Here is a 16,908-nt window from a genome sequence, read left to right as displayed (position 1 = left end):
TTTATGAGTTATTCTGCAGAAAATACTGACGTTTATATAACATCACAACAGCTTGAAGATGCTGTTACTAAACTAGCTGAAGAGATCAATCAAGATTATTCAGGTCAAGAGGTTACTCTTGTATGTGTTTTAAAAGGATCTTTTATGTTCTTTGCGGACCTGGTGAGAAAGTTAAGAATTGACTTAAGAACACAATTTATTACTGCATCATCTTATGGTTCGGGAACAAAGAGTTCTGGTGAGGTAACTTTGACAGAAACATCTCTTAAAGAGGAGTTCGTTAAAGATAAAAATATTATAATAGTTGAAGATATTGTTGATACTGGACATACTTATCATAAGTTAAAAGATGGTATTAATAAGTACAACCCTAAGACTTTAAAGTTTGCAACTTTATTATTTAAGCCTGCAAGGTTAGAAAGAGAAGTTGATCTTGATTATGTATGTTTTGAAATCGAAGATAAATTCATTGTTGGCTATGGTCTAGACTTCGATGAAAAGTATCGTGAGCTTCCATATATTGGTCTTATTAAGTAAATTCTCTAAACCCTAGAATGGGTATCCACTATTAAATGTTTCTCTAAGAAAATCTTCTGCTAATTTCCAAGCTCTTTTATTTGATGTCGCATTAAAAACTGCACCAAATTCAGGATCATTAGCATTTGGGTTTGTAAATGCGTGATATGTATTACCAAAAGTGTGCAATTGCCATTCAGCTTTACGTTTATCCATCTCTTGTTGAAACTTGTTAACTCGCTCAGGAGGTACCATTGGGTCATTGTAGCCGTGCAACACTAGTATTTTAGTATCGATATTTTGTTCTTTGACAATAGTAGATTCAAGTAGACCATGAAAACTTATTACTGCTTTTAATGGCACGTTAGATCTAGCCATATCTAGCACACATTTGCCTCCAAAGCAGAACCCAATTGCTGAGATATTTGACTTATCTACTTTCGGTAGTTTCTTAACAACGCTATATGCTGTTCTAAGTCTTGTCATAAGAGCATATTTATCTTCTAGCAATGAATTCATTAAACTAGCATTTTCTTCTTTTGAAGAGCCTACTTTAGCGTCTCCATAAAGATCTATAGCAAAGCCAAGATAGCCTTTTTTTGCCATTGCAATTGCTTTGTCACAAGCAAACTTATCTCGACCAGCCCATGTTGGTGCTATTAGGACAGCAGGTAAGTGTGAGCCTCTCTCAGGGTATGCGTAAAATCCTTTTAATAATACACCATCACCACGATATTCAATTTCTTTGGTTATTATCATTTTATATACAGTTTTATAATAAAGTTAGCATAATTATAAACGTATAATATCAATAAAATAAATAGTATTTATAGTTAACAAGGTTATAGATGTTAATAAATAAAAGTATATGTGTAATTAACGAGTTTATATAATGCATTATTAGGTCGTGTTAATATGAGGAAATATACCTCAGATAGAAGTGATTTAAATAGCCTCTGATTCGTAAATATAGGAGCATCTAGTATGTAATAGATAAGCTCTGGGAAGAAAAATGCTAGATAATTAAATACATTTTTTAAGAAAAATACTAAACTACTTGAACTTTAGAATACCTATAAAAGATTGACATAATACGTATATAATGACGAATTTTAAAAAAATTAAAGATAAGATTTATTCTAGTAAAGTTAACTATTTTATTTTTGCAATTATAGTTATAGTTCTACTAAAAGTCTTTGTTAATGATTTATTAGCAATTATAGCTTTTGTATATTTTATTATTAATACTAATTTGATTAAATCAAAGCTACATAAATTAAAAAATAAAAAAGTTGCATCGGTAGCATTTGTTGTTTTTGTATTGGTAATATTTGGTGGAGCATTTGTTTTTTCTGAGTCTGTTAATTATGTAGCAGCTAAAAAAATGGCGGGATATATTCCACAGCCAACTGTATCAACGAGTGAGACTGCTAAGCAGTCTAATTGGAAAAATATATTTAATACTATTGGACAAATAAGCGCATTACAGGAAACAAAAATTTCATCACAGTCTAGTGGTATAGTTACTAAGATTAATTTCTCTAGTGGTAAAGATGTTAAGAAGGGTGATTTACTATTTGAACTTGATACTAGTCAACTAAAAGCTGAGCTTAAATCTAAGCTAATAGCACTGAAGCTTGCAAAGATAACAAGTGATAGAAATTTACGTCTTGTTAAGGAGAAAGCTGTTTCAAAAGAGGAGGCTGACCAGGCTGAGTCAGCTTATTTATCTGCTTTAGCAGATGTGCAAAATGTTGAGTCTCAGATTGCATTTAAGCAAGTTAGAGCGCCTTTTAGTGGTAGGATTGGAATTAGAAAAATTAATCTTGGAGATTATTTTAAAAGTGGAGACAGTGCAGGCACTTTAACTAATATTACACCAGTATATATTGATTTTCAGGTTCCACAAAATAGGGTTGATGATATTAGCCTTGGTGATAAGATTGAATTTACGACAGATGCAATAAAGGATAAAACTTTTACTGCTAAGATTATAGCTATTGATTCATATGTTGATCCTTCAAATAGGTCAGTTACAGTAAGAGCTACTTACAGCAATAAAGATAAAAAGGTTTTACCTGGAATGTTTGTAAGTGTATCTGTGAACTTACCTACTGTAAAAAAAGCTATAGTAGTTCAAAGAAATGCTATTAGTTATAATATTTATGGTCAGTTTGTGTATGTATTAGAACCTCAAAAAAATAAAGATGGTTCTATTAAAAAAGCATCATGGACTGATTTATCAAAAGGACAGTTAGGTACGATTCATTCTAATAAAATATTATATAAGGCAAAACAAGTAGAAGTTAAAGTCTTATATACACACAATAATTTGGCTGTCGTTTCAGGAATTAGAGTGGGAGATATTATAGCAACCTCTGGTCAGAATAAGCTACAAGATGGAGACTATACAATTATCAATAATAATATCAAACTGAACAATAATGTACTTGATACACAAGGTAATACATAATGAAGTTTATTGATATATTTATAACAAAGCCGGTATTATCAATATCACTAAGTTTAATGATATTGATAGTTGGTATAGGGTGTTATTTTAACTTACAGGTTAGAGAATTTCCTTACGTAAACTCTGCAAATATTACTATTACAACCTCATATTATGGTGCTGATCCAAGCACTATGCAAGCATTTATAACACGTAAATTAGAGGCATCTGTTTCAAAGGCTGATGGTATTGATTACATGACATCATCCTCAACCTTAGGAACTAGTACAATTACGATATATGTGAAATTTGGTTTTGATCCAGATACTACATTATCTCAAGTAGTACAGTATGTAAATGCGGTATCAAATCAGCTACCGGCAAATGCTCAGTCACCGAATATACAGCTAAATCCAGCAGATAATTTTCCAGCACTTGTTTTAGCTTTTACAAGTGATACATTAACGCCATCAGCAATCTCAGCTTATGTAGATAATGTTTTCACACCTAAGATTATGGCAGAAGGAGGTGTTTCATCTGTTAATTCATGGGGTGATAAGCCATATGCAATGCGTGTTTTCCCAAATACTAAATTGATGGCAAAATATGGCGTAACGACATCTGATATTGCTGCAAGTATAGAAGCGAATAGCTTAATTACAGCAGGAGGAAATTTAAAAGGACCTTATTTAGATTATGTATTAAGTCCTAAAACAAGCTTAACGCAAGCAAAAGATTATAGAAATCTTGTCATTAAGAAGTCTGGGAAACAGTTAGTTAGACTGGGAGATGTTGCAAAAGTAAGTCTTGGATCACAAACGTATAATTACTCCGTTAAGATTAATGGTAAAGATGCAGTTCAGGCAGGTATTGTGGTGGCATCTAATGCTAATCAACTAGATGTTGTTAGTAATATTATTAAACAATTGCCAGACCTTAAGAGAACGATGCCAAAAGGGTTAAATGTATCGGTCGCTTATAATAGTTCAAAATATATCCGAGACTCCATTGATGAAGTTATAAAAACATTAGCTGAAGCAATTATTATTGTGTCGATAGTATTATTTTTATTTTTAGGGTCATTAAGAGCAATCATAATACCTTTGATTGCTATACCTTTATCAGTAGTTGGATCTTTTTTCTTAATGACTTTGATGGGATTTTCTATTAATCTTTTAACTCTGCTAGCTGTAATTTTAGCAATCGGTTTAGTGGTTGATGATGCAATAGTTGTTTTAGAGAATATTTATCGTAATATTGAAGAATATAAGCTATCTCCTTTTGCAGCTGCTATAAAGGGGGCGAGAGAAATAGCTAATCCTATTATTTTAATGACACTAACTCTAGTTATTGTTTATATACCTATTGGCTTTATGAATGGTTATACGGGGAAACTGTTTACAGAGTTTGCTTACTCATTAGCTTCTTCAGTGATTATTTCAGGCATTGTTGCATATACTTTATCACCTATGCTGTGCTCAAAGATTCTTAATGAAAAATCTATGGATACCAAGTTTGCAATATTTCTTGGAAAGTTATTTAGATATATTACAGCTAAATATAAGGCTTCTCTTGAGTTTGTATTAGGGACAAAAAAAGCAATTATCATTTGTGCTGTTATTATATTATTGAGCTGTTTTTATATGTTTTCAAATATCAAATCTGAGTTAGATCCGGCTGAGGATCAAGGCTTTATAGGGGTTATGGGTCAAGCTCCTTCAACTGCGGGACTTAACTATTTAGATAAATTTAGTTCAGCATTATATAAAGTTCTTGATAAAGAGCCAAATAAAAAAAATGTATTTGAGCTTGATGGAGTCATGAGTTCCTCTATAGTTTTTCAAGGGTTTATTATGACTGACTGGAGTAAGCGAAAAACTACTGAAGCAGAGGAAGCAGCAAAAATACAGTCAGATATATCTATGATTCCAGGGTTGAGTTTATTTGTGATTCAACCTCCTTCTTTACCTGGTATTCCTCGGGGACCGTCAATGCAGTTTGTTATAGAAACATCATATGACTACCCAGCTCTAAATAGTATTGCTAATAAAGTAGTTGAAAAGATGAAGAAAAGTGGATTATTTGTTTTTGCTAATAGTGACCTTATCTTTGATGATGCAAATATTAATATTAATGTTGACAGAAATAAAGCAAATATTATGGGTATAACTATGAGTGATATTGCTAGGACTTTAGGTTATTCATATTCAGAAGGGTATTTAAATTATTTTTATTTAGATGGGTATAGCTTTGAAGTTATACCAAGATTAGTTAGAAAGCAGATACAAACGACTGAGCAATTAGGTAATATCTATATAAAAACAGATTCAAATAGTAATAATACTTTAAGAAATCAGGTTCCGTTATCGTCTATCGTTAATTTTAAAACATACGGACGTCCATCAAGTTTGAATACGTTCCAGCAACTAAATTCAGCTACGATATCCGCGGTGACAGCTAGAGGTATAACCACTAGTGATGCCATAGCATATATGAATAAGTTAGCTAAAACTCTGTTACCTAAAGGCTATTCTTATACTTATTCTGGTCAAGCTAGAACATATCTTCAGAATGGTAATACCATGATGATTGCATTTGCATTTGCGATTGTTATGATATTTTTGGCATTGGCTGCTCAGTTTGGAAGTTTTATAGATGCGTTAATTATTTTGGTTACGGTACCTATGGCTATTTCAGGAGCTTTACTACCTTTATATATTTATCAGAATTTCAACGCTAGTTGGGCGTCTCTTAATATATATACAGAGCTTGGTCTGATAACATTAATTGGACTAATTTCTAAGCAGGGTATTTTAGTTGTTGAGTTTGCTAATGAATTACAAATAAAACAAGGTATGAGTAAGTATGATGCTATTATAAAATCAGGATCACAGCGATTACGTCCTATATTAATGACGGTTATGGCAATGTCGGTTGGAGTAATCCCTCTAGTAATCTCATCAGGCGCTGGCGCTGTTAGCCGTAATTGTATTGGAATAGTTATTTTTAGTGGTTTAATTATTGGGGCAATATTTTCATTATTTGTTTTACCTGTTATTTATATGCTACTAGCAACTGATAAATCTGCTGTTGTGAAAAAACAAAAAGAGCAACGTAATATTATTGATAAACTCAATGATGAAATCTGAGTTGAATTATAAAAATTCTTTGCTAAAAAAATTGAGTCTAAATCTACTTTTTAGTTCTTAATTTAAGGACAGATTTTCACTATTTTCTAAATTATAGTTAGCTTATTTTTTGTAATACTTATTAAATATAAGCAACAAATAATTGTAGTTATAAAGAAACTAATTGGTACATTTATATAATAAGCAGCAATTATCCCAGACCAAACTGTAAGTACAGAGATTATAGTACTAAGAGCAATAGGTTTATAAAAGCCATCAACCCATTGTGTTGCGATTGCTGCAGGACCAATAAGAAGTGAAAAGACTAATAATATTCCTACAACTTGACAAGCCATAGATACAGTTATAGCAATACAAACAAAAAGAAGAATAGATAAAAGTTTATTAGGAACTTTCTTAGACTCGGCAAATACTGGATCGATAGAGGATATAAATAATGGCCTTGCAATCATTGCAAGAGTTACTATTGTGAAGATAGCTAGCCCAAATAAAATATATATCTGCTCAAGACTAACTGTAAGTATATTTCCAACAAGTATTGACATTACAGAGCCAGAGTAGCCACTTTGATATAAAAATAAAAAGTATGTTCCCAACCCCAGGAAAAATGTTAAAACGATTCCAATAGCGATATCATTTTTTTTGATCTTATCACCAAAAGCACCCATAAGGATCCCTGCGATTAGGTTTATGAAAAGCTGACCAGTCATAGCAGAGAGATTAAGTAAGACAGCACCTGAAGCGCCTGTTAGACTAATATGTCCCAAAGCATGTGAAGCAAAAGATAGCCTTCTAATAATAACAAAAAAACTAATGATTCCACATATAATGGCTATTATAGTTCCGGCAACAAAAGCATATATCATAAAAGTATAGTTAAACACAGATATCCTCCTGTAGGCATGGCATTTCATTACAATAGTGACACTTACCATCTTTAAAATGAATAAAGGCATCTAGCTGCGAACTAATTTCTTTCATATCATGAGATATTATTAAAAGGGTAATATTCTCTTTTTTATGAATCTCTTTAAGACAAGCGATAAACTTTTGTTTTGCATCAGGGTCAAGGTCAGATAATGGTTCATCTAAGAGTAGTACTTTGGGTTCATTTATAAGTGCTTGAATTAGATATATACGCTTTTTTTGTCCGCCTGAGAGGGTTTTGAAAGGGTTGTGTATATAGTCTTTAGTTTGTGTTAGCTCAATAAGATATTCGAGCTTCTTTTTAAACTCACTATTGAATAATGGTAATCCCCAAGATTTTGGCTTATAACTATATTTTATTAGAGTGTATCCGGATGTTTTTTCTTCAAAGTTTATTTCTCTTTCTTGAGGAATATAGCTAATACCATCGATATCTATTTTTGAGTTATTTATAGTTATTTCCCCTGAGATGCTTGGTATTTTACCTAAAAGAGTTTTTAAAAAAGTAGACTTGCCAATACCATTTTTACCAACGATACCTACCCATGAATTAGTTGGGATCTCTAGATTTAGAGGGGATGTTATTGGTTTATTATATCCAATAACTAGATTTGAGCATTTTATCATTTTATATTCTTAGATTGTTCTAGAACGGTTGCGGTTGCTTGTAATGTGTTTATCATCCAGTCAATAGCATTATCAGTAGTAGGCATTGTTTCTGTGATACCAACTACAGGAATCTCATTTTGACTTGCGACTTCTAAGATCTTATGTGTAACGTTATCAGTAACTTGTTCATTATAAAATAGGACTTTAACTTCTTTGTCATTAAAAAGCTTTTGATAGTTTATCATCATCTGTGGGCTTGGTTCAGAGTCATTCATTATTACCCATTGGAATGCTAGACCTTTCATATCTAAACCTAGAGCATTTGCCATATAGCCAAAAAGAGGTTCTGTTGCTGTAACAGGGGTGCCTTTATAGTTTTGTCTTATTTGCTTAACTAACTCATATACTTTTTCATATTTATGATTAAAAGTTGCATAATTTTTCTCATATAGGCTTTTATCGTTAGGATCTTTTTTGATGAAAACATCTTTTAATTTAGTTGCAAGTGCAGGAAATGTTTTAGGGTTATACCAAAGGTGAGGATTTATGCCAAATTTTGAGGTTTGGGGATAGCTCTCAAGATCTTGTACCTTAATGATTTCAGCATTTGTATTGCTTTTTAAAATAGGTTGTATCCAAGAGTCATAATCTGCGCCATTGTATATAATTACATCAGCATCAGCTAGTAGTTTTGCATTTTTAACAGAGGAGATAAATGTATGAGGGTCTCCATCAGCATTGTTAATTATATTTGTGACTTTAACATTTGTGCCACCTATTAGCTGAGCCACACTACCATATTGGTTTTCAGCAGCTACAACATCTATATCATGAAACCCTTTAGTCGTTAAGGGCTTTTCATTAGGTAGGAAATTTATAATCAATAAAGCAAGTATAACAATAATTACAGCAACTATTAAGATAATCTTTTTCATGGATTTCTATTTTTGTTAGAAAACATTACGACAAATAATAGAATAAAAAAAATATATAGTAAAGAAGTATGTTTTAGTCTTTAGAATCTTTTATAAATAATGCGATGATAAAAGAAAGAATCATTAGCACAGGGATAAATATTAGAGTTATTTGGAATGATTGTAATGGTGTATATCCAAGGTTTTGCTTTAGATGGGTAATAATGCCACCCGTCAAAGGTTGCAATACTCCACCACTTAATGGTAAAAACATATTAACAACAGCTAGACCTGTCGCTATTTGGGTTGCTGATACTGTATTTCTAAGTGCTGAGTAGTTAAGTACATGAACAGCTTGAGATGCTCCAAATAAAATACATAATATGAAGGCTATAGTTATATTGTGATTAATAAATATTAGATATGTTACAACAAAAAGCCCAATTATTGGTGAGATCATTAAAAATCTTCTTTCACCATCTTTTATTGAAGCTAGAATTCCCCATAACGGGCTAGCAAGACATACTCCGATAAAAATTAAAGATGTACAAAGGCCAGCTACTTCTTTGGGAAAGCCATATAAGGTTAAATATCTAACTCCCCATAGATCAGCAAATAAAACTGTTGTGCCATAGATAGTAAAACAGTAGAGTCCATTCAGCCATATTTGTTTATTCTGTATAACAGATATTATATCTTTAAGTGTTTCATTGCTTTGTTTTTTCTGTATATTTTCTTTTCTGTATTCAGGATGTATTCTTATAGCAAAAATACTAAATAGCAAAACAATAAACGATATTATAAATATCATTGCCATAATTTGAGAAATACTCAGATAGTTTGATAGAAACACTAAAGGTGCTGCAGAAAGAGTAGCTCCTATATATAGTATAAATTGAGTTAGGCCAGTAAAAGCAGGGAAAAGTCTATTTGGTAGCCATATTGCTATAGATTTGATAGCACATAAGATGGCAAACCCACCACCAAAACCAGCAAGAACTCTATATATAATCAAAACCTCTTCAGAATGAGCAAATGAAGCAACAAGCATAGCAATAGAGAAGATACTAGAACTAGCGATCATAACTTTTTTAACACCAAACTTATCAACAAGAATACCCGCAGGTATTTGCGATATCATATACGCCCAATAAAATGATGAACTAAACAAGGCTGTAGATGCTATAGTTAAGTTATATGGTTCATTTGTGAAACCAACGAGCAAAGCTCCGGTTGATGATCTTACAAAATATTCTAAAGCATAGAAGAAGGCACAGATAAACCATATGCTTAAGCCTAGCTTTGTTGCTCTTTGTTTATACATGAATTTATATTTCCATAAAAAATAGTTTATTAAATTAGTATATATAAAATAAAAAATTATGAAAATATATAATTAATTAGTTTGATTTAGCGGGAACTATTCTAGTGTTGTTACCTAACATATATACAGTTACAAGGTCTCCTACTCTAAGATTGTTATTATCTTCTTGTAATATTGCAAAAGTCTTTCCGTTATTTAGCTTTATAGTAAACTGATATCCTTTTGATGAAGTGATAGCTTTTTCCGTTGCACCACCTGCAATGCCACCAACTATTGCACCACCTATGGATCCAGCGATACTTGTAAATATGTTTCCACTATCAGCAAGAGCTCCTCCAAGGCCTCCTGCTAATCCACCAACTCTAGCACCAGCATTATCAGAGCCTTTTATATTTACTTTTTGGATGTTTAGAATCTTGCCTTGCTCAACTTGTGATACTTGACCAACCGAGTTCGCAGAGTAGTTTGGATCAGTACTTGAGCAGCTTGTTAATAAAAGTAAACTAAATAAAAAAATACCTAAATAGATGATTTTTTTCATTGATATTCCTTATTTTGAAAGTCTATTAGCAATCTCAGAGACCCTTTTTCCTAGGGTTTTACATATTTTTATCTCATCTTCTGACATTGTTTTATTAGGTGAGAAAGTGTTTAGATGAGAAGCTCCATAGGGTGTACCTCCTGTTTTAGTATGTTCAAGGGCTTGTTCACTATATGGCACGCCAACAATTAAACAGCCATGGTGCATAAAGGGAATCATCATCGAAAGTAACGTGCTTTCATGTCCGGCATGCATCCCAGAAGCAGCAGTAAAAAATCCTACAGGTTTTCCAATAAGACTGCCTTTAAACCATAAATCACTATTTATCTCTAAAAAATATTTAAGAGGTGATGCCATATTACCAAAATATGCAGGGCTACCAACTATAAGTCCATCACAGTTAGCTAAATCCTCTTTTGTAGCATATAAGTCACCATCTTCGGGGATTATAGGATCTACTTTTTCGGTTTTTGCAGAGATATTTGGTACGGTGCGTATTGTTGCTGTAGCTCCTGTAGCTTCAACTCCTAGAGCTATCGTATGAGCCATTTTCTTTGTACTTCCACCTTGGCTGTAGTATAGTATTAGTATGTTTTTCATGTTGCTTATTCTATGTTTAGTATTCGATTGTGTAAAAAATATTTAATCATCTTCCAAAACTATTGGCTTTGGGTATTTAAGGAATATTTTCGTAAAGAGTGCCCAACAGTGGCAGCATCTATAACATTAGCTAGTTTGTTTGCTATCGTACCAGCTTTTTTCATTATAATAAATATTTTGAATGCTTTTAATGCATTTAGTTCTCTTTCTGATAATATTCAGAACTTTTTATTTGATAATATGTTACCTGCAACAGCGACAACTGTTCAGCAATATATTACATCTCTATCTGATAAGATGACTAGCCTGCCTGTTACTTCAGTTATTGTTTTATTAGTGGTTATATTTTTAATGATTAAAAGATTAGAAATTACACTAAATAAGATATTTTATGTAAATAAACAACGTCCTATAGTGCAAAGCTTGTTGGTTTATTGGGCATTAATGACAATGGGACCATTACTAATGGGGTTTGTCTTTATATCAACTACTTATGTTCTTTCAATGACATGGTTTTTTAAGGGCGTTGGTATTGAGCAGTATTTATTAAATTTCTTATCACTTATTTTCTTAACAGGTGGTTTTTTTGTAGTTTATAAGATTCTGCCTAATACAAAGATTAACTCTAGGGTTGCGTTATTTGCAGCATTTTTAGTAGCTATAGTTTTCTCAATAGCTAAAAAGGTTTTTTCTTTATATATGTTTTATGTACCAACATATTCTGTTATTTATGGATCACTTTCTTTAATTCCGATATTTATTCTCTGGGTTTATATTACTTGGCATATAACATTGTTGGGTGCTGTTATGATTAGGGCTATGCAGTATATGAAGATTACTCTAGACTTTAAGAAAGAAGTAAGAAGAGATGATTTAAGTATAAGTGTTAATATTCTTAAAGATCTACATATTATTCAGCGTGAGCTTAAAAATGGTATGAGCATTTCTGATATTTATAAAAGTGCTGCGGTTGCTGATTATGATAAAGTTAAGCAGGTTTTATATGATTTAGAGAAGGCAAATATTATTAGAATAACTGCACAAGATATTTGCTATTTAAACTGTGATGTTTTTAATTTAAGTTTACATAAGGTGTATTTAGCATTTAATCCAACAATTAACTTTAAAACTAGTTCAATTAGAAAGATTAATACGATAAAATCAGACCTGTATAAAGATCTTGATATAAAATTGTATGAATGTTTCTAAAAAGGTTAATGAACTATGCTATTTAAAATTCTCGACTACTCAGCACTTATTATAAATGTTTTATATACAATATATCTAGCTAGATTAAGAGTTTGGTCTTGGTCGTTAGGTATTGTTGGAGCTGTGATATTACTTTTCTTATTTGCGATGAAGGGTACTTACTCATTGGTCTTACTGCAAGTTGTATATGTGATATTTTTTAGCTATGGTTGGTATAAATGGAGTACACAAGGTGTAGATAGTGATGATGTTATTAAATGGATGAAAGCTTCCGATTATTTTAGGTATATACTTTATACAATTGCATTATGTATCTTTTGTTTGGCTTTTAACTATTTTACAGGCTCAGAGGATATTATATCAACTGGCTTGTTGACAGGTATTACATTTACCGCAATTATCATGACTATAGAGAAATTTATGGAAAATTGGGTGATTTGGATAATTTCTGATCTATATTTTGTCTTTGTGATGTATCAGCAACAATTATATGGCCAAGTTTTACAAAACTTTATTTTTCTTCTTACAGCTATCTATGGATTCTATTTTTGGTATAAAAATACAAAAACTATTGCGGAATCTGCATAATGATTGTCAAAGTCGCATTAGCTGTTCCTCCAGCATATGTGCTTGATTATAGTACTGATAAGAACGATGTTAGATTATTTGATCGAGTATTAGTCAATGTTGGTAAACGCCAATTAGTAGGTTTTATAATTGCGAAAGATATTAAAGTTGATTACGGAGTTGAAAAGGTTAAACCAATAGTCAAATTTATAGATGCTCCTATAAGTGTTGATATACAAAATTTGATAACTTGGATTTCTCAATACTATTGCTGTGATCTTTACAGTGCAATACGCTTAGCCTTACCAAATGATTTTTTTAAAAGTGAGATTATTAAGCCTCAACAAGATACATATGTTTACATTGATTCTAAAAATCTAGAGAGTCATAAATTGACACCTAAACAACAAGAGCTAATTAATGCCTTTAAACAAACTGACTTTATCAAATATGAGGATTTAAAACAATTAGGCTCTACTTATGTTATTAATAAGCTTTTTGAAAAGGATATCCTTAAAAAGTCATATAAGTTAAAAGGATCTTCTAAAAATATAAAGCATGACAAACCTAAAGATTTATCTGAGGAACAAAATAATGTATTAAGCAGTATATTATCAGGTTCAGGCTTTAATGTATTTCTTCTTTATGGGGTTACAGGTAGTGGAAAAACAGAGATTTATCTACAAACTATAGACAAATATTTAGCTGATTCAAAGCAAGTGCTTGTAATGGTTCCAGAGATAAATCTAACTCCTCAGACAATAAAACGTTTTGAAAGTAGATTTCCTAATAAAAATATCGTTGCACTACATTCTAAATTAAGTGAAAAGGCAAGGCTCACAAATTGGTTAAAGATTAAACAAGGTGAGGCAGATATTGTTATCTCAACAAGAAGCGGAGTGCTAGCTGATTTTAGAGATTTAGGCATTGTTATTATTGATGAAGAGCACGATAGCTCTTTTAAGCAACAAACGAGTACTATTAGGTATAATGCTCGTGATATTGCTATATTTAGAGCTAGTCAGTTAGGTATTCCTGTGATTTTAGGAAGTGCAACACCATCAATACAAAGTTACTACAATAGTTTGACTGGTAAGTATAAATTGCTTAAGTTACAAAATAGAGCATTAAATAACTATAAAACTCCAATTCAACTTCTCGATCTAAAATCAAGCATAGTTGATAATGGTATTAGTAATACTCTTTTTAATCTTTTGGAACAGAATATTACTGACCATCAACAATCTTTGGTTTTTATAAATAAGTTAGGTTTTGCTAAGGCATTAGTTTGTAATAGCTGCGGTGAGGCTATTGAGTGTGATAGATGTGATAAACCATATACTTTACACACTCACCCATATCAATACTTAGAATGTCATTTCTGCGGCTCGCGTAAACCTTTAGTTACTGTATGTACAAGCTGTGGTAAGCAAGATTTGTTTACTTATGGAACTGGTACCGAAAAAGTTCAATCACGTTTAGAAGCTAAGTTTCCATATAATAAGATTGTTCGTTTTGATCGCTCAAATATAAAAACTATTAGTGATCTTCATAATATCAATCAGATGATTAATGATAATATGGTTGATATTATTGTTGGTACTCAGATGATCGCAAAAGGTCATCACTTTGAGAATATCACTTTAGTTGGTTTAATAAATATAGATGCCGGGTTATATAGTACTGATTTTCATGCAATAGAGAAAACAGCACAAATGATAATTCAAGTATCAGGGCGAGCAGGTAGAGCAGATAAGCCTGGTGTAGTGCTGCTGCAAACGTATCAACCAGAGAATAAGCTTTTAGATTTATTAGTAAATAACGACTATTTAGAGTTTCTTGATTATCTTTTAGAGCAAAGGAAATATGCAAGTTATCCTCCTTATACATATCAAGCTCAGATAATAGCAGAGTCTAAAAAAGAGCAGGAAATTTTGAGTTTGCTAAATGATGTATATTCAAGATTAAAGAACTGTGAAAATGTGCAAGTATCTAAACCTCTACCAGCATTACATTTAAAAAAGAATAATGTCTATCGCTATAGTCTGCTACTTACATCAAAAAAACGCGCTGAAATAAATCTGCTGATAAAATGGGTGAATCAAAATATATGTTGCAATATTAGAAGTACGATTAAAGTTTACTTTGATATAGACCCTATTGAGCTGGGATAGTTTTATCAAAATAATTAATTGCTTCAACGTTATAAATTCATAGTATGCGGGCATATATCTTTTAGTTAACTTACTTTGCTATGTAAGATTATAGTCTGAGAATATTATTAGTATAATGAGTCTTCGAGGGTAGCTATTAAGCCTAGCTTCAAATCTACGGCTTAAATTTTGAAATTATCTAAATTCTTAGGATATATTAACAAAGCCATTTAAATAAATAGCTTCGCAGAGAAAGAAATAAGGAGAAAGAATCATATGGGCATAGTATATGTTTATCTTTATATTATTAGTTTTATTGCATCACAGATTTTAGTTTATAAGATAGGGCAAGACTATAACGCTTTTTTTGTTTTATTCTTAAGTTGTACAATAGCTATAGTTTTTTTTAATTTGGTTGAAGGATATAAAGGGAAGTTACGTGAAAATTTTAGCTTTGTATTCGGAACAAAGAGAAAAGAATTTATTATAGTTTCAATATATGTTTCATTGATGTGGGTTTTTAGCTATCTTGCAACAGTTGAGTCCTCTGCTCGATTTAGTATAACAATAGATTTTCTTGCAGCTTTTGCTTATGTGAATCTTACGTATAGAAAGTTATCGTTGTTAAACTTTATTGGATCAAGCTTATCAGTCATTACTATTATTCTTTGTGTAATCTTTATGCCAGAGCATTCAACTATGGGTGTGATTAGTGGTGTTTTAGCAGGTGTTTTTACTGGTATGTATCGTGTTACAGCTTTTAACTTTTCTAGTAAATATAATTTATCTAGTACAGCTATACTTTCTCTGAGGCTTTTCTTTTTATGGATTATTTCATTACTATTATGGCTAACTTTTGGTGATCATATTGTTACAACTATTGTCTCAATAGGTTCGATAAAAATTATTTCAATATTTATTCTTATGGCTATGTTGGGAATGATTCTACCTAGTTTCTTTAGTCAAGTTGCATTGTATAAACTTAAACCTTATATATACTCTCGTTTTGTTACTACAGTACCTGTTATTGTTTTAGTTTTTCAAGGAATTGTGATGGGAGATTGGACTATTCCTACCTTTATTATTTGTTTGATAGCAACTATTATTTTAAATCTAGAATCGTTATTAAGTAAAAACTAGATAATATAGTTTTATAAGAGTAGAAAAAATTATTTGTTATGAGTTAGCATATGCCTTAAAAATCTTTGGATTATCCTTTAACCATTGATCAAATTGATTAGCTAGTTTTTTACCATTAGAGGTTTTATTAAACATAAATGCTTTGAAAGAGCTACTTTTATCTATTTGTACTGGTATTTGGCATACTTGTGGATTAATAGAGTGTTGATATTTTATTTCCACACTATCTGTAATCATTATATCTGGATGGATATTACCAAAGCCATTAGTTATAGATTTTACAGCTTTTTTATTATCACTTATTATTAGAAGGCTTGCTTTTTTAAGGTTCTGCAATGCAAATTTTTCATTAGTACCACCTCTATTTTCGATAACTAGAGTTTTAGGATTATCTATATCTTTAAAACTCTTATATTTACTTAAGTTTTTGCACGCAGTCATTGCTGCTTTTCTTGATGCTTCTAAAGGTGTTGAGAATAAGAAGCTATTTTTACGTTGAGGAGTTATTGTCATTCCACCTACAAAAACTTCAAATTTATTAGATTTAAGATCATTTGCAGCTGTTTTCCAAGTAGTTTTAACGAACTTAACTTTTTCATTTTTAGCTTTAGCAAATTCTTTTATAAGTTGTATATCTTTACCAGTAAATGTATTGGTCGATTTATTGTAGTTAGAAAAAGGTAAGTAATCACCAGTAGTACCTACAACAATATCACAATAGCCAAATGTGAAAAGGAATATACTAAGAATTGATGTATAGAAGAGTTTTCTCATAATAGTTTAATTTTTAAATTAATTGATTATAAG

At 31.3% G+C, this 16,908-nt stretch carries 15 protein-coding genes; 7 read left to right on the top strand and 8 right to left on the bottom strand.

All coding sequences use genetic code 11. The features are described from left to right. Positions 1-3: 3 nt before the first annotated feature. Positions 4-537: a hypoxanthine phosphoribosyltransferase gene (gene hpt / locus F3D62_RS04840; RefSeq protein ID WP_150467122.1), complete on the top strand. Its 534-nt coding sequence runs from the start codon at positions 4-6 to the stop codon at positions 535-537. 12 nt (positions 538-549) lie between these two features. Here hpt and F3D62_RS04835 read toward each other — a convergent pair whose 3' ends face one another. Beyond that, complete coding sequence (locus F3D62_RS04835; protein WP_150467121.1) at positions 550-1,275, bottom strand: dienelactone hydrolase family protein; 726 nt, start codon at positions 1,273-1,275, stop codon at positions 550-552. Between the two features lie 343 nt (positions 1,276-1,618). Here F3D62_RS04835 and F3D62_RS04830 point away from each other — a divergent pair, with 343 nt between their 5' ends. Next, positions 1,619-2,989 (top strand): efflux RND transporter periplasmic adaptor subunit, encoded by a 1,371-nt coding sequence (locus tag F3D62_RS04830; protein WP_150467120.1) that lies wholly within the window; start codon positions 1,619-1,621, stop codon positions 2,987-2,989. Next, positions 2,989-6,117: an efflux RND transporter permease subunit gene (locus F3D62_RS04825; RefSeq protein ID WP_150467119.1), complete on the top strand. Its 3,129-nt coding sequence runs from the start codon at positions 2,989-2,991 to the stop codon at positions 6,115-6,117. The genes F3D62_RS04830 and F3D62_RS04825 overlap by 1 nt, the downstream gene beginning before the upstream one ends. Before the next feature lie 86 nt (positions 6,118-6,203). Here the strand turns inward: F3D62_RS04825 and F3D62_RS04820 are convergent, their stop codons facing one another. The 6 genes from F3D62_RS04820 to wrbA all read right to left on the bottom strand — a co-directional run bounded on the left by F3D62_RS04820 (position 6,204) and on the right by wrbA (position 11,032). Beyond that, entirely contained in the window at positions 6,204-7,031 is an 828-nt protein-coding gene (locus F3D62_RS04820; RefSeq protein WP_191092547.1) for a metal ABC transporter permease, read from the bottom strand. Continuing rightward, positions 6,994-7,671: a metal ABC transporter ATP-binding protein gene (locus F3D62_RS04815; RefSeq protein ID WP_150467117.1), complete on the bottom strand. Its 678-nt coding sequence runs from the start codon at positions 7,669-7,671 to the stop codon at positions 6,994-6,996. The genes F3D62_RS04820 and F3D62_RS04815 overlap by 38 nt, the downstream gene beginning before the upstream one ends. Next, positions 7,668-8,588, bottom strand: a complete 921-nt coding sequence (locus F3D62_RS04810) for a metal ABC transporter solute-binding protein, Zn/Mn family (RefSeq protein ID WP_150467116.1) — start codon at positions 8,586-8,588, stop codon at positions 7,668-7,670. Before F3D62_RS04810 ends, F3D62_RS04815 begins: the two co-directional genes overlap by 4 nt. Positions 8,589-8,661: 73 nt before the next feature. Continuing rightward, positions 8,662-9,891 (bottom strand): MFS transporter, encoded by a 1,230-nt coding sequence (locus F3D62_RS04805; protein ID WP_150467115.1) that lies wholly within the window; start codon positions 9,889-9,891, stop codon positions 8,662-8,664. A 76-nt stretch (positions 9,892-9,967) separates the two neighbouring features. Next, positions 9,968-10,432, bottom strand: a complete 465-nt coding sequence (locus F3D62_RS04800) for a hypothetical protein (RefSeq protein ID WP_150467114.1) — start codon at positions 10,430-10,432, stop codon at positions 9,968-9,970. Positions 10,433-10,441: 9 nt separating this feature from the next. Next, positions 10,442-11,032, bottom strand: coding sequence for an NAD(P)H:quinone oxidoreductase (gene wrbA / locus F3D62_RS04795; protein ID WP_150467113.1), 591 nt, complete (start codon positions 11,030-11,032; stop codon positions 10,442-10,444). Positions 11,033-11,044: 12 nt separating this feature from the next. On the opposite strand from wrbA, the gene F3D62_RS04790 reads away from it, so the two are divergent. The 4 genes from F3D62_RS04790 to F3D62_RS04775 all read left to right on the top strand — a co-directional run bounded on the left by F3D62_RS04790 (position 11,045) and on the right by F3D62_RS04775 (position 16,101). Continuing rightward, positions 11,045-12,241 (top strand): YhjD/YihY/BrkB family envelope integrity protein, encoded by a 1,197-nt coding sequence (locus tag F3D62_RS04790; protein ID WP_150467112.1) that lies wholly within the window; start codon positions 11,045-11,047, stop codon positions 12,239-12,241. A gap of 15 nt (positions 12,242-12,256) precedes the next feature. Further along, the gene (gene pnuC / locus F3D62_RS04785; RefSeq protein WP_150467111.1) at positions 12,257-12,829 is read left to right on the top strand and encodes a nicotinamide riboside transporter PnuC; all 573 of its coding nucleotides are present in this window, start codon (positions 12,257-12,259) and stop codon (positions 12,827-12,829) included. Continuing rightward, positions 12,829-14,982 (top strand): primosomal protein N', encoded by a 2,154-nt coding sequence (priA, locus tag F3D62_RS04780; RefSeq protein WP_150467110.1) that lies wholly within the window; start codon positions 12,829-12,831, stop codon positions 14,980-14,982. The genes pnuC and priA overlap by 1 nt, the downstream gene beginning before the upstream one ends. A 255-nt stretch (positions 14,983-15,237) precedes the next feature. Beyond that, positions 15,238-16,101: a hypothetical protein gene (locus F3D62_RS04775; protein ID WP_150467109.1), complete on the top strand. Its 864-nt coding sequence runs from the start codon at positions 15,238-15,240 to the stop codon at positions 16,099-16,101. 36 nt (positions 16,102-16,137) lie between these two features. Here the strand turns inward: F3D62_RS04775 and F3D62_RS04770 are convergent, their stop codons facing one another. Further along, positions 16,138-16,875 (bottom strand): transporter substrate-binding domain-containing protein, encoded by a 738-nt coding sequence (locus F3D62_RS04770; RefSeq protein WP_150467108.1) that lies wholly within the window; start codon positions 16,873-16,875, stop codon positions 16,138-16,140. Between the last annotated feature and the right edge of the window lie 33 nt (positions 16,876-16,908).

Origin of the sequence: Francisella sp. SYW-9 (assembly GCF_008711465.1) — a bacterium.
Taxonomy (GTDB): Bacteria; Pseudomonadota; Gammaproteobacteria; order Francisellales; family Francisellaceae; genus Francisella.
The sequence above is the reverse complement of the archived record's forward strand: the minus strand, read 5'-3'. Positions and strand labels throughout refer to the sequence as shown.

Bases quoted from the DNA above. Each gene is read 5' to 3' on its own strand.
- hpt (WP_150467122.1), top strand. From the start codon at position 4: ATGAGTTATTCTGCAGAAAATACTGACGTTTATATAACATCACAACAG.
- F3D62_RS04835 (WP_150467121.1), bottom strand. From the start codon at position 1,275: ATGATAATAACCAAAGAAATTGAATATCGTGGTGATGGTGTATTATTA.
- F3D62_RS04830 (WP_150467120.1), top strand. From the start codon at position 1,619: ATGACGAATTTTAAAAAAATTAAAGATAAGATTTATTCTAGTAAAGTT.
- F3D62_RS04825 (WP_150467119.1), top strand. From the start codon at position 2,989: ATGAAGTTTATTGATATATTTATAACAAAGCCGGTATTATCAATATCA.
- F3D62_RS04820 (WP_191092547.1), bottom strand. From the start codon at position 7,031: ATGAAATGCCATGCCTACAGGAGGATATCTGTGTTTAACTATACTTTT.
- F3D62_RS04815 (WP_150467117.1), bottom strand. From the start codon at position 7,671: ATGATAAAATGCTCAAATCTAGTTATTGGATATAATAAACCAATAACA.
- F3D62_RS04810 (WP_150467116.1), bottom strand. From the start codon at position 8,588: ATGAAAAAGATTATCTTAATAGTTGCTGTAATTATTGTTATACTTGCT.
- F3D62_RS04805 (WP_150467115.1), bottom strand. From the start codon at position 9,891: ATGTATAAACAAAGAGCAACAAAGCTAGGCTTAAGCATATGGTTTATC.
- F3D62_RS04800 (WP_150467114.1), bottom strand. From the start codon at position 10,432: ATGAAAAAAATCATCTATTTAGGTATTTTTTTATTTAGTTTACTTTTA.
- wrbA (WP_150467113.1), bottom strand. From the start codon at position 11,032: ATGAAAAACATACTAATACTATACTACAGCCAAGGTGGAAGTACAAAG.
- F3D62_RS04790 (WP_150467112.1), top strand. From the start codon at position 11,045: ATGTTTAGTATTCGATTGTGTAAAAAATATTTAATCATCTTCCAAAAC.
- pnuC (WP_150467111.1), top strand. From the start codon at position 12,257: ATGCTATTTAAAATTCTCGACTACTCAGCACTTATTATAAATGTTTTA.
- priA (WP_150467110.1), top strand. From the start codon at position 12,829: ATGATTGTCAAAGTCGCATTAGCTGTTCCTCCAGCATATGTGCTTGAT.
- F3D62_RS04775 (WP_150467109.1), top strand. From the start codon at position 15,238: ATGGGCATAGTATATGTTTATCTTTATATTATTAGTTTTATTGCATCA.
- F3D62_RS04770 (WP_150467108.1), bottom strand. From the start codon at position 16,875: ATGAGAAAACTCTTCTATACATCAATTCTTAGTATATTCCTTTTCACA.